Origin of the sequence: Acinetobacter sp. Colony158 (assembly GCF_019264745.1) — a bacterium.
In the GTDB taxonomy this organism is placed as follows: Bacteria; Pseudomonadota; Gammaproteobacteria; order Pseudomonadales; family Moraxellaceae; genus Acinetobacter; species Acinetobacter ursingii.
In genome coordinates this window covers 1526631-1539953 of the sequence record NZ_CP078523.1, presented here as the reverse complement: position 1 = coordinate 1539953, position 13323 = coordinate 1526631, and the positions used below count along the sequence as shown (strand labels likewise).

Genomic DNA, 13323 nt, shown 5'->3' with positions numbered 1-13323 from the left:
GCCTGCTCTTTTTCCTAACTCGTTATGATGATCAACATCACTTAAAAACTTTGTTGTATGGTCATCACTTGATCACCACGCTTTATTTCTATTTTGACCTGTCCTTCGCGCTTCACTTGTTCTAGCAGTTGTACGTCATTTTGTCCTTGACCCACTGCCTGTCCATTGACTGAAAGAATGCGATCCCCAGGTCTTAACCCTAACGTATTTCGTAGTGCTGAAGGGGTATGATCGGTCACCTCATAGCCTGATCCATTGGCAGCACTAACCCCCATATTTTGCAAATATTGATCCCGATTTTGCTGCATTTGTTGAATCGCTTGCCCAATCATGGCATTAGGCCCTTGCGTAGCTGCGGGAGCTGTCGTTGTCGTGGGCGTAGTTTGTGTGGGTGGTACAATGGGTTGATACAGCCCATTTTCGAGTCCTTTGAAGCGAACTTCCTGAACAGCCCCATTGCTTTGACGCAAAATCACATGATCCCAATACACTTCCGACAGCTGATAAGCACTATTATCAATTATATCGCCCACACGATAACGCTCGGCTTTATCATTCACTTTAATCACAGCAGAAGAAAACCGATTTGGATAACCAATCATCACGCCTTGCAATTCAAAGCTCTGATTATTGTTAGTTGCCGTTGCAGTCGGCTCACTGAATAATGAAAAACTGGTGATATTTGGAATCTGTGCCTGCATAGAACCGAGTTCGACACGATCAAACTGCATGGCTTGTGGCGGCGCAACCACCCACCAAAATAACGAAGCCAATTTCCAGCAGAGCCATAAAATCAAAAGAACGAGCACTAAGGCCGATAATTTATCGAATTTGTGCCACGGCATCTGTTGCATACGTTCAAACATTGCTTTCATTACAATCCACCTGAGAACAATGGTTGACGGGTACTAATAACAAAAGTATCCAAACCAGCTTTACCTTCATACGAAGGCACATTTAACAGTAATCGTTGCGTGAGTTGAGCATCGAGCATGAGATTTTGATCAAAAGCGAGGTTTGCCATTTTTTGATTGCGTTGATCACGAATATCAATTTGTAAACGTCCATCTGCATCTTGTAATTGTCCTTGTAATGATGGCATATCCATACGCTCTTGACGCTGCCCATACGTATAAGTTAACGCACCGCCCCCCCAATGTAATTGTCCTTCGCTTTGAGTAAATCCATGATCTTTTTGATAATTAAATTTTACATCGCTAAGTTGAATGCTATTGGCTGGCCATTGCCAGTTTACAACCGACTTTAAAGTTTCTGGCGCAATCTGACCACTGAGTTGACGAACAATAATTTTTTTACCAAAACCATAACCCAAAACACCATTCAACTGGGTATTACCGCTATGGACTTCAACATCGGCAGCGACCCGTAATAACATTAAATCGAGTGGGCGCGTGTTCCAGTGTAAAGAGCCACGTAAATTACCACGATGCCAATCAGCCTGCCCTTGCCAAATGTTGCCACTGACATTGCTGAGGGTTTGATTATTTTTAGAAAATTTTGAAATTAACCAATTCGCAGGAATTTGTAAAACCACAAAGACTAAAAATGCAATAACGGCAAATATCCACCATGTCACTTGCTTCGATTTTTTTTTCATTCAGCCATTACCACTTATGCAAACTGCCTTTCCCTGTTGAGATTTTTCTCTTTTAGACATTATGCATACTTTTTCAACATCGCCAATTCAACTCTATAAAAAAACCAAGCATTCTTGCTTGGTTTTTCTCACTTTAAACTGATTGAGTGACAAAAAGATGAAAACTAGATCAAGAAGTCTTCAAGTTTTGCACCTTTTTCAAGTTCAGCAACAAGCCAGCGAGGTTGTTTACCACGACCTGTCCAAGTTTCTTCTGGATTATTTTTATTACGGTAGCGCGGCTCAACGGCTTTACGCGTAGTTTTTTTACGCTTTTGCTCACCATACTCAAGTAATTCTTCAACCGTAAAGCCCACTGCCTCAGCAACTGCTAAAATTTGATTATAAGCATCTTCAATTGCCTGATCTTTTTTTGATGCAATTAATGCCTCAGCTTCTTCTTGCAACCGTTTTAACTCATCAACCGAAAGTTCACTAATATCTGGTTTCATTAAAAACCTACTCCAATATACAAATACAAAATGTGATTCAGACAAAAAACTTAAAATTAATTATTTAAATTAAATTCAAACCAATCATATTTTAGTTTAAGTGCCTTAATCAAGTATTAACGCGAAATTTTAAACAACACACTACAAATACCATTATATTCTTTTGATACCTTAGCAATTTCATTATAAGTATAAGCTTAATTAAAACACGTAAAGATTAAAAAAGTAGGCGTAGTTTAATAAATAACATAATTAAAACTCTATTGCCTCAGTTTAATTAGTTTTTCCTGTGATGAAAGAGCAGACATATTGTTCTGTTTAATCCCTGATATCCAGTAGGTGATTATGTAGGCAACCACATTCGCTCAAATCTATTAAAACAATTGAGGTACTATGTCCATAAAAAAAGGATATTGCCTCTTATGGATATCCTTCATATTTCTAGATTTTTCAACAAAACCTAAACAAGCAATATAATTTTTTCCGAAGAATCAAATCCGCTTGGCTCGACATTAATAATCGAAGTCTCATTACATCTTGATTTTTATCTCATTTAAAACTTAAAAACAGATTAAGTATTCAGTTGATGACCTACTTGTTGCTCTAGCATGATGATTTTCTGTTTTACATGCTCTGGAATGGCTTGTTTAGCAAGCTGGATAGGATCAACCACCACCATGACTGCCTCTCCCGTTGCGACTACTTTTTCCAGCGTTGTACTCCATAATAGATAACTCATTCTAAATGCACTATTACGAATCTCCTCAACTCGCGCACCTATTTTCAAGGTATCAGGATAAAATACTGGACTTAAATATTTGCACTGATTTGATGCAACCACGGTATATATCTTTTCATCAAAAATATTTAAAGCATCTAAATAACGAATTCGTGCACTTTCAATATATCGATAATATAAAACATTATTGACATGACCAAAGGCATCCATATCGCCCCATGCCACCGCTTGTTCGTGAATTACAGGGTATTGTGCAAGTTCATTCATCATCTAACTCATATTTTAAACTGTAGAAAATTAGCATCATTTTCAAAGACTAAATTTAATTGTTGAATCTGACTTTCATTCAATTGCGACTTGACCCGCAAATAACTCATCAGAACATCATTTGGATACAACGCTAATAATCTTTCGGCTTCCGTTGACCGCTGTGTTGCCATATAGACATGCCATTTTGCAAAGGTCAGTATAGGCATACTCAAATAACGCTGTTCAAATTGATCTATTTTGGCTTCAATATCCTGATAATCTGGATTTTGCTTTAACAACTGTTGCTGAAACCATAAATAAAATACATCGCGATCAAATTGTTCATTTAACAAATGTAGGGCCAACATTTCATGTGGCAAGCTCATATCGGGTAAACGCGCAAGTAATTTAAGCCATAACAGCTTACTGCTATAAGGCCGCGTCTTAATTTCCTGCTCTAAGTCCAGATAACGTTGTTGAAGTGCTTGCAAATCGTCCAGAGAAGCCTGTTCAAACTGAGTTAAAAGTTGTTGTAACCACAGATCACGACTTTGTGGATCTAAATGTCCGTACTTGTGCGAGCGCAAATACACCCAAGGCTGCTGTAATGCCAACTGTCCCCACAATGCAGTAATACGATGTTGATAGGCTTGTTCAACCTGTTTCAACCACGGAGATAATTGATGCTGTTGTAAAAACTCCAAATGGGTAAGAGCCTGTTCAGTTTCATCTTGCGCCAGAAGGAGTTCTATTCGTTGCAATTCAGCCAATTCAAATGCCATCGGCGAGGTATCATTGAGCGCATGCAAAGCTTGATCATATTGTCCATTTTGAAATAACAGCTTGGCCTCAACAATTCCCTTGAGTAAACCCGATTTTTCAAATACCTGATTGACAAAACTTTGCTGATCTTTTGCTGCTTCCAACAACAAAATGACCCCTAATTGTTCATATGGGTGCAAATGCGAAAAATTAAAAACCGTTTCCAGTTTACGCTGTTCACGATGTAAATATCGTCGGACAGCCATCCAGATGAATTGCGCGAATAGACTCAATGCGCCCATCAACAACAATAATATCCAGACATTGGTTTGTAGTTGCCAGTCACGCCAATAAATATAGACATAACCCGCCCCATAGCCATAACTCAACACACTGAGTAAGGCCAATACACACAAAGCGATTACGGCATAAGTCTGGAGTAATACGCGCATAGTTGCTCCTTAGCCCAATAATTCGAGTGTAATGAGTTTCGGTACAGGAAGCGCAGGAAGTTGTTTCAGTTTTTCCAGTCGAAGTTTTAAATCTTGGCTAGATTGATCTGGAAGCTGTGCCAATTGCTGTATCGCCATGCTTAACACATGCTGATATTCAGTTAAATGTCCATCGTTAATCGCCTGACGAGCCAATAACAAACGTAGTTGTACTTCTTTTAAAATAATCCGTCGATTAATCAATTCTGCGGGAGCGCGATCGACACGCTGCAACTGAAACCAACCTTGCCAAAAATGCTGTTGCTGCTGTCTTTTCAGTTCTACATGGGTATTTTCTTGTGCCATTTGCAAATCTTGATCGATCAACTGAATCAGATCATCAAAGCTTTGTTGCTGCTGATTTTTGGAAATCACAAATTGCTGAATGGCTTGTTTATCTTTAGTAATACTTTCATGCAAGCTGCGTTCTAAGGCAGGAGCAAGGGTATAGCTGGCCAAGGACTGATTAAGCTGGTTGAGTTTATCAACTGCATAAATATATTGATGCTGTTGTAAAGCAAACTGCACGAGTTCTAATTGTTGTTTAACCAATATCACTGGATTTAAGGCGGTATGAATAGCGGCAGATGCCGCTGGTTCACTTGCAGTAGAAGACTGATCAGCAGGATTCGTAAATTGACGTTGTAACGCAACCAAATGATCATTCAGGTTGGCATTATTTTGTTCCATCTGAGTGATATTTTGCTGAAGAAGATCAAAACGCTGAGAAAGCAGATACGAGTCATAACTTAACTTCGCTAGCCACAGCAAAGCCAAAATCAAGATCAACCCAATAAATTTCCTCATAAACGTCCTTCATTTTGCTTTAATTGCGCTAACACGGTTTCAGGTTTTAAGTCATCCACACGGCAAACCGAATAATACGCATTTCGCTGATGTTGATATGTCTTTAATATGTGAAATAAACGTTCGCCCAATACCATATAACAACACTGATGACAGTGTGATGGCAAGGCTTTGAGTAATTCTAACCAATTGAGCCAACTTGCTTCACTACTGATTAAAACCCATACTTTTTGCTGCTCTGCGGATATTCTGGATGTTAGCTGAGCAAGATGCTCCGTCGCTTCCACAGGGCAACGTCTGCTGTATAACACAAAATTTAAGACTTCAACCCCTTGTGCCTGCAAATGTTGCATCATAAATTGACGACCGCCCTCACCTCGCCAGAATGCGATTCGTTTTAGCTCGGTATTGGATCTAAACATCTCAAGCTGTAACATGCCCTCTGATGTTTCAATGGCAGGCACTTCAGCATAAATTTGAGATTGCGCAAGATAATCTGCGGTACGTTGTCCAACTGCAACCCATTGAATATGCTTAAGCTGCTCAATTTCAACGCCTGAAAGATGTAAATAACGCAAGCCAATTTCAGCCGCAGTCGGACTCACCACCACAATCACTTGCGTCTTGGTAAGCTGTTGATAAAGTCCAGATAACTCATCCGAATAAGGAGATTCAATCAACTCCAACAAAGGATAATCAATGACCTCATATCCTTCAGTTGTTAAAGACTGATTGAGTTTTTCAGCGCGAATTTTAGGACGAGTATTGATAAATAACATGGCAATATAATCCAAGTACTCTCAATTAATGCAATGCACTCAACAACTCTCCTGCACCCTGTTGCAAAAGTTGTTGCGCCAAACGGATACCTAACTGCTCGGCGTGTTCAGTATGATCCGATTGCTGTGCGCAAAGTAAAGTTTGTCCATCCACACTGCCTACACGACCTTCAATCGAAATTTGATTCCCATCTAAAGTCGCATACCCTGCGATTGGGACTTGGCAGCCCCCTTCTAAATACGCATTAAAAGCACGTTCTGCCCGAACACAATGCCAAGTTTGCTCATGTAATAAAGGTTGAATTAAGTCCAGAACAGTCTGATCATTTGTACGGCACTCCAGCCCCAATGCGCCTTGCCCCACCGCTGGCAGGCTAATTTCAGCCGCAAGAGCATGGCGAATACGACTTTCTAACCCTAAACGTTTCAGTCCAGCACTAGCCAGAATAATCGCATCATATTGACCCTCATCCAGTTTGGACAAGCGTGTGCCGACATTGCCACGTAAATCAATAATGGTTAAGTCTGGACGTTGTTTTAAAATTTGACATTTACGACGCAAACTTGATGTACCAACTCGCGCACCTTGAGGTAAATCCTCAAAATGAACAAAGTGATTGGATACAAAAGCATCAAAAGGATCTTCACGCTCACAAATCACAGGCAAGCACAAACCTTCAGGCAAATGCATTGGTACATCTTTCATGGAGTGAACCGCCAGATCAGCACGGCCATCGAGTAATGCCGCTTCTAATTCTTTGACAAATAAACCTTTACCGCCAATCTTTGCTAACGGAGTATCCAAGATTTTATCGCCTTGCGTCACAAATTTGACCAGCTCCACCTCTAGGTCAGGATAAAGTTCCTGTAATCGAGCACGAATATGTTCTGCTTGCCATAAAGCAAGCGGGCTTTGTCGAGTCGCAATTTTCAAGGTCTGCATAAATCTTGGATCAGTTAAAAACAAACTCTAAACTTAACCCGATCTTTTAAAATTGCAAGTAAAATCTAAGTTAAACAAATCTACAAGCGCTTAAAGTTGCGGTCTTTTTAGAGTTTTTGCATACGTTCGCGTAATTGGGGCAAGTGGCGACGGCTGACAGAAAGACGCTCGCTCACCTCACGACAACGGACTTGATATTGACCCGAAGTGACCAGTTCAAGGCCTTCCAGATAATCAACCGAAACCAATGCATTACGATGAATACGAATAAAACGCTCGGAAAATTCCTGTTCAAGTTCTTTTAAGGTTTCATCGATGAGGACACTGCCATTTTTGTGGCGTACCGTGACATATTTTTGATCTGCCAGAAAATAATAAATATTTTCAATCGGAATCAGTTCTACACCACGATAAGTTTTGGCTGTAATTTGATGTCGTTGTATTTTCACGTCGTCCATATCTTCTTTTTGTTTTATTGTGCTCAATTGAGCTTGAGTTAACTTGGTTAAGTGATCTAAAACCTGTTGCAAATCTTGCTGAGAAATGGGTTTGAGCAAATAACCTTTAGCCTGAGATTTAAAGGCCTCCAGTGCATGATCATCATAAGCCGTACAAAAGACAATTGCAGGCATAGGGTCAAAATGACTGATTTGCTCTGCACAAAACAAGCCATCCATTTCTGGCATTTGAATATCGAGCAAGACCACATCTGGTTCATATTGTTCGACCAGATCTAAAGCATCTTGCCCATGAGTAGCCGTCGCAACCACTTGATGCCCCAATTGCGTAACCAAGCGTGACAATCGTTCAACAGCAAGAGGTTCATCATCACAGATTAAGATCCTCATTCTTTCTCCTTGTCGCGTTAACTGGTTTAATTCATTTTTAATCGGTTAACCCTGACTTATTATTGTTTGTCTGATATCGGTAACTCACCACCGTGGTATATAACCCACGTGCGCTATAGGTTTGAAACTTGACCGTATTTCCATAATACGCCCGAAGACGCTGTTTCACATTGTCTATAGCAATACCGTGTCCTTCTCTGCTTTTTATTGTATCGTGACTGTATGGATTGGTAATGACTATACTGACTTGATTTTGCAATATTTCAACCAATACACCAATTTGACATGCTCCACCGATTTTCTCAACTCCATGAAAAATACTATTTTCAAGCAAAGGCTGCAAGGTCAACAATGGAATTTGTATGGTTTTAAGTTGTTGAACACTATACGGAATTTTCCACTCTACATGAAATCGATCACCTAATCGAATTTGTTCGATAAATAAATATTGTCGACAAAGTTCAATTTCATCATTCAAACTAACCAATTTAAGTTGCTGCAAACTGGCACGAAACAGTTTAGACAAACTGATCAGCATGTTTTCTGCTTTATCTGGATCCAGACTGATTAAGCTGACCACACTATTTAAACTATTGAACAGAAAATGTGGATGAATACGCGCTTGCATAGCTTGTATGCGGGCATTCAGTTCACTGTATTGTTGATTTAACCATTGATCACGCACATACATATAACGCAGGCAAAATGCACCGAGCAAAATGCCATAACTTAAATGCATGTCCACACCTGCCAATAACAAGTCGCGATTAAACTGATGTAAGTTAAAATAACTCCCCCAGTGTTGCAGCAGATTGGCAATGCACGTGGTTAAGACCACAATGACTTGCAATAAAATAAAGCCAATCAGTAACGCAGTCACTTGATTAATACGATTAAAAAAACCTTGAAACCGATCCAGAATCGCTGAAAAAGACAACACCACCCAATTGATAAAAAAAACGTATTGTAATAATCGCAAGCCTTGTAAAGCCTGCCATGAACCCGCCTCAGCTAGCGCCAGCACCATGGCCAGTACATTACTGGCGACCATTAACTCCAATAAATGTTGCCATTGACCGATTTTGCTAAAAAAAAAGGAGCTGCCCGATAGGTGATTGTGTCGAGCTAAATCCATTGAATTCTGGGCATCGGCAAGCCTTGAGGAATTTGTTATACTCTTTTTTATTTTTCGCTTTTTTTTATCGAGCCGACATGACCACATCTTCAAATTCCCCTCATTCATCTGCCCAGAACCAGACCTCTGGTATGTGGGGCGGTCGCTTTAGTGAAGCGACAGATGCGTTTGTTGCTGAATTTACCGCATCTGTACAATTTGACCAACGTTTTTATAAGCAGGATATTGCAGGTTCAATTGCACATGCCACGATGTTGGCCAAAGTCGGAGTACTCACCGAGGCTGAACGTGACGACATTATTCAGGGTTTAACTGCGATTCAATCTGAAATTGAAGCAGGTCAATTTGAGTGGCGTATCGACTTAGAAGATGTGCACATGAACATTGAGTCTCGTCTGACTCAACGCATTGGAATTACAGGTAAAAAACTCCATACGGGTCGTAGCCGTAACGATCAGGTCGCAACAGATATTCGTTTATATCTGCGCGATGAAATTGACGATATTTTATCGATTTTACAGCGCTTACAAAAAGGCTTACTTGGACTCGCAGCAAAAAATACTCATACCATCATGCCCGGTTTCACTCATTTGCAAACCGCGCAGCCTGTGACTTTTGGTCATCATTTATTGGCTTGGTTTGAAATGTTGATTCGCGATACAGAGCGTTTACAGGATTGCCGTAAACGGGTTAATCGCATGCCATTAGGGTCTGCTGCACTGGCAGGAACCACCTACCCGATTGATCGTGCTTATACTGCTGAACTTTTAGGTTTTGAAGCTGTGTCTGAAAATTCACTGGATGCCGTTTCTGATCGTGATTTTGCCATTGAATTTAATGCTGCGGCAGCCTTAATCATGATGCATTTGTCGCGTATGTCTGAAGAATTGATTTTATGGACGTCTGCTCAATTTAAATTTGTGAATATTCCAGATCGCTTCTGTACAGGTTCATCAATTATGCCGCAGAAGAAAAATCCAGATGTACCAGAGTTAATTCGTGGCAAATCAGGTCGTGTATTTGGCGATTTGATCAGCCTATTAACGCTGATGAAAGGTCAACCATTGGCCTATAACAAAGACAATCAGGAAGACAAAGAACCGCTTTTTGATGCAATTGATACCGTCCGTGGTTCACTCATGGCATTTGCAGACATGATTCCTGCACTGGTTCCCAATATCGAAATTATGCGTGAAGCTGCATTACGTGGTTTTTCAACTGCCACTGATCTTGCAGATTATCTGGTGAAAAAAGGCGTGGCGTTCCGTGATGCCCATGAAATTGTGGGTAAAGCTGTGGCTCTAGGCGTACAGGAAGATAAAGATTTATCTGAACTGAGCCTTGAACAACTTCAGCAATTCTCAGATTTAATTAGTGCCGATGTATTTGATAAAGCATTAACGCTAGAAGCCTCTGTGAATGCACGTGACCATATTGGGGGAACTTCTCCAAAACAGGTGACTGCTGCAATTGCACGTGCCGAAAAACGTCTTGAACAACTTTACGCTTAAGGAAATCTCATGAGCCGCCAAGTATTTTGTATTAAATATCAAAAAGAAATGGAAGGTTTGGACTTCGCACCTTTTCCGGGAGCTAAAGGTCAGGAGCTATTTGAGCATGTTTCCAAGCAAGCTTGGCAAGAATGGTTACAACACCAAACTACCTTGATTAATGAAAAACGCTTAAATGTGTTTGAGCCAGAAGCTAAAAAGTTCCTGGAAGAGCAACGTGAAAAGTTTTTCAACAATGATGAAAGCGTAGAAAAAGCCGAAGGTTGGAAGCCTGAAGAAAATTAAAGCATCGCTTTAATTTTCTGYAAGACAAGGACGAAGTCCGCGTAGGCAAGCATATGGGAATTGAACCCTTGCGCAAGACGAAGAGCTATGCTCGTAAGGAGAAATATTAAAGCATCGCTTTAATTTTCTGTAAGACAAGGACGAAGTCCGCGTAGGCAAGCATATGGGAATTGAACCCTTGCGCAAGACGAAGAGCTATGCTCGTAGGGATATGGAAAAAATTAAAGCATCGCTTTAGTTTCCCTTAAGATAAGAATAATGAAGTCCGCATACTTGTAAAAGTAGTCCCGTGACTACTTTTACGTTTCTTACACAGCGACATATAACATTACATAGCCTCACAAGACTCTGCATGATTCTTTCAATTTTTCTTAATATACTTATCCCATAGCAAGGCAATAAGCATCCCCCAATGCAGCCTTACGATGTTTTCTTCCCAGATTTCTCCCCCCAAGAAATCTGGGATTTTTTTATGCGTTTTGCTTAGGTAATTTATCCATTTTATTTCTAGCGCAATTTGTTCTTGCCAGTGAATTAAAACAATCATCAGTATAAAGCAGATGAATCTTAAAAATATTTGATGTAAAGCATCACCGAAAGAATGTCGGATAGCATCTCGGCATACAGTTCAATAAAAAAAGACCTTGAATGATTTCAAGGTCTTTTTTAGGTAAAATCTTTAGAGTATTTTATCCACGATGAACTTTTTCTTCAATTTCTTCAATTCGGGTATGACGAACATCCAGACCTTTCGCAATATAAATCACTTGTTCCGCAATATTACGGGCATGATCACCAATACGTTCTAGTGAGCGTAATACCCACATCACATTAATCACACGGGAAATATGACGTGGATCTTCGATCATATACGTCATCAAGGTTCGTGTTGCAGACTGATATTCACGATCGATATCGGCATCTGCGAGTAATACTTGCAATGCCTGCTCTGCATCCAAACGTGCAAAAGCATCCAGCGCATCATGTATCATGACGCGAACCTGATTACCAATATGTCGTGTTTCCATATAACCGCGCGGTGATCCACCCTCTTCACATAGATTTTGGGCAATTCGGGCAATTTTAGCAGCTTCATCACCAATACGCTCCAAATCGGTATTGGCTTTACTCATGGCAATCACCATACGCAAGTCAATCGCAGCAGGATGACGACGTGCCAAGATCAAGGTAAGACCCTCATCGATATCACGTTCATATTGATTCACCGTATTGTCTTTAAACTGCACATCAAGTGCCATATTGACATCGGTATCCAAGAGAGCATGGATTGCATTGGCTACCTGTTGTTCGACCAAGCCACCCATGGTCATAAATTTAGTGTTGACGTCTTGCAAGTCTTCATTGAATTGCGAAGAAATATGATGACTTAACACAGGATTACTTGGACTCAAGGGAGCCTCCCACACAAATTGGGTCAACGAACAATATAGACTGTGATTAAAACATATCCATCATGAAAGTTTTATGACAAAAACTATTTTTTAGCCGTTTTATTGCGTTTTGTAGACCAACCAACGATTCAACTCGACCAAATCATTTTCATTTAATTGCCCCACGGATGCCTTTAATTTGAGTACATTTAGGATATAGTCGTATTGTGCATTCAAATAATCCTGTCTGGCATTAAAGGCATTACGCTGTGCCAAAAGTACATCTACCATGGTTTTCAAACCTTCGTTATAACTGGCTTTTGATGAACGAGAGACTAGCTCGGCAGAATCCATCGCTGCTTTTCGTGCTTGTAATTTGGCTTGATCAGTCTGCACTTGCATAAACGCTTGTTTAACGTCAACTGACGCATTACGTTTAGCTGAATCGAGCTGAAATTGTGCTTTATTTAGCTCCATTTGTGCTTTTTTAATTGAGGTGCGAGTACGCCCCCCATTAAAGATATTCCAGTTCATTTCTACTCCAATTTGGTCAAACTTACCATCATTGGAAATCAGGGTTTCAGGTGTTTGTTTAGTATAACCATAACTCGCAACGGCATCGATCTGTGGATAAATCGCAGCTTTTTCCACACGGCGAGCATCATCGGCATATTGTTGTTGTAATCTTGCCTGTTGAATGGATAAATTATGCGTCTGGGCCAAGGTTAGCCAAGCATTCATTTGTTCTGGATAAGGTTTTTGAAACTGAAAATCATCGGACAATACTGCCAGTTTTTCATTTTGATATGAGCCAATAAACTGACTGAGTTTCTCTTGGGCCATCATTAGCTGGACTTGCCCACCAATCCGATTGGCTCGTGCATTTTGATATTGTGCATCTGCTTCACTCACGTCACTACGTGCCACCAAACCTTCTTTCAGTTTGGCACTCATCATATTGAGTTGTTCAAGCAAAGCTTTTTCTTCCTGCAAATATGCAGCCGTTAAAGATTGTTGCCGCAAAACATCAAAATAAGCCTGTGCAACGTTTAAGACATGTTCCTGTTTTTGTAATTTTAAAGTGACCTCACTCAGTAAAACCGAAGTCTTGACCTGTTTATAGCCTTCCCAAGCATCAACACGGAATAAAGGTTGACGTGCATTTAAAGCAATTTGTTTTTGGGTTGAGGTATTACTGATTAAAGCGTTAGAAAATTCTTCCGAGCCTTCTATGCCGCCTAAGTCTCCAAAATCGCCGCGTTTAGTGGTTTGAT

The 13323-nt window shown here is 40.3% G+C and carries 14 protein-coding genes; 2 read left to right on the top strand and 12 right to left on the bottom strand.

What is annotated here, in order from left to right:
• Positions 1-41: 41 nt before the first annotated feature.
• The 10 genes from JR005_RS06285 to JR005_RS06240 form a co-directional block, all read right to left on the bottom strand.
• Positions 42-875: a type II secretion system protein N gene (locus JR005_RS06285; RefSeq protein WP_004995300.1), complete on the bottom strand. Its 834-nt coding sequence runs from the start codon at positions 873-875 to the stop codon at positions 42-44.
• Positions 875-1618, bottom strand: a complete 744-nt coding sequence (gene gspN, locus JR005_RS06280; RefSeq protein ID WP_004995302.1) for a type II secretion system protein N — start codon at positions 1616-1618, stop codon at positions 875-877. Before gspN ends, JR005_RS06285 begins: the two co-directional genes overlap by 1 nt.
• Before the next feature lie 164 nt (positions 1619-1782).
• The gene (locus JR005_RS06275; RefSeq protein ID WP_004995304.1) at positions 1783-2109 is read right to left on the bottom strand and encodes an H-NS family nucleoid-associated regulatory protein; all 327 of its coding nucleotides are present in this window, start codon (positions 2107-2109) and stop codon (positions 1783-1785) included.
• Between the two features lie 571 nt (positions 2110-2680).
• Positions 2681-3115: an acyl-CoA thioesterase gene (locus tag JR005_RS06270; RefSeq protein WP_004995305.1), complete on the bottom strand. Its 435-nt coding sequence runs from the start codon at positions 3113-3115 to the stop codon at positions 2681-2683.
• A gap of 8 nt (positions 3116-3123) precedes the next feature.
• The gene (locus JR005_RS06265; protein WP_004995306.1) at positions 3124-4311 is read right to left on the bottom strand and encodes a hypothetical protein; all 1188 of its coding nucleotides are present in this window, start codon (positions 4309-4311) and stop codon (positions 3124-3126) included.
• A 9-nt stretch (positions 4312-4320) separates the two neighbouring features.
• The gene (locus JR005_RS06260; RefSeq protein ID WP_004995307.1) at positions 4321-5157 is read right to left on the bottom strand and encodes a hypothetical protein; all 837 of its coding nucleotides are present in this window, start codon (positions 5155-5157) and stop codon (positions 4321-4323) included.
• Positions 5154-5936, bottom strand: coding sequence for a uroporphyrinogen-III synthase (locus tag JR005_RS06255; protein ID WP_004995318.1), 783 nt, complete (start codon positions 5934-5936; stop codon positions 5154-5156). The genes JR005_RS06260 and JR005_RS06255 overlap by 4 nt, the downstream gene beginning before the upstream one ends.
• Positions 5937-5961: 25 nt before the next feature.
• The gene (gene hemC / locus JR005_RS06250) at positions 5962-6879 is read right to left on the bottom strand and encodes a hydroxymethylbilane synthase (protein ID WP_218665732.1); all 918 of its coding nucleotides are present in this window, start codon (positions 6877-6879) and stop codon (positions 5962-5964) included.
• Positions 6880-6986: 107 nt separating this feature from the next.
• Positions 6987-7727 carry a LytR/AlgR family response regulator transcription factor gene (locus JR005_RS06245; RefSeq protein ID WP_004995320.1) on the bottom strand — a complete coding sequence of 247 codons (741 nt, stop codon included), beginning with the start codon at positions 7725-7727 and terminating at the stop codon, positions 6987-6989.
• 37 nt (positions 7728-7764) lie between these two features.
• Complete coding sequence (locus tag JR005_RS06240; protein WP_218665731.1) at positions 7765-8949, bottom strand: sensor histidine kinase; 1185 nt, start codon at positions 8947-8949, stop codon at positions 7765-7767.
• Between JR005_RS06240 and argH the strand changes: the two genes are divergently transcribed.
• Positions 8940-10373, top strand: coding sequence for an argininosuccinate lyase (argH, locus tag JR005_RS06235; RefSeq protein ID WP_010588797.1), 1434 nt, complete (start codon positions 8940-8942; stop codon positions 10371-10373). The genes JR005_RS06240 and argH overlap by 10 nt on opposite strands.
• 9 nt (positions 10374-10382) lie before the next feature.
• Positions 10383-10658 (top strand): oxidative damage protection protein, encoded by a 276-nt coding sequence (locus tag JR005_RS06230; RefSeq protein ID WP_005001831.1) that lies wholly within the window; start codon positions 10383-10385, stop codon positions 10656-10658.
• Between the two features lie 689 nt (positions 10659-11347).
• Here JR005_RS06230 and phoU read toward each other — a convergent pair.
• Both phoU and JR005_RS06220 read right to left on the bottom strand, forming a co-directional pair.
• Entirely contained in the window at positions 11348-12070 is a 723-nt protein-coding gene (gene phoU / locus JR005_RS06225; RefSeq protein ID WP_005001828.1) for a phosphate signaling complex protein PhoU, read from the bottom strand.
• Positions 12071-12169: 99 nt separating this feature from the next.
• A partial coding sequence (locus tag JR005_RS06220; RefSeq protein WP_228731764.1) for a TolC family outer membrane protein occupies positions 12170-13323 on the bottom strand: 1154 nt, incomplete at its 5' end.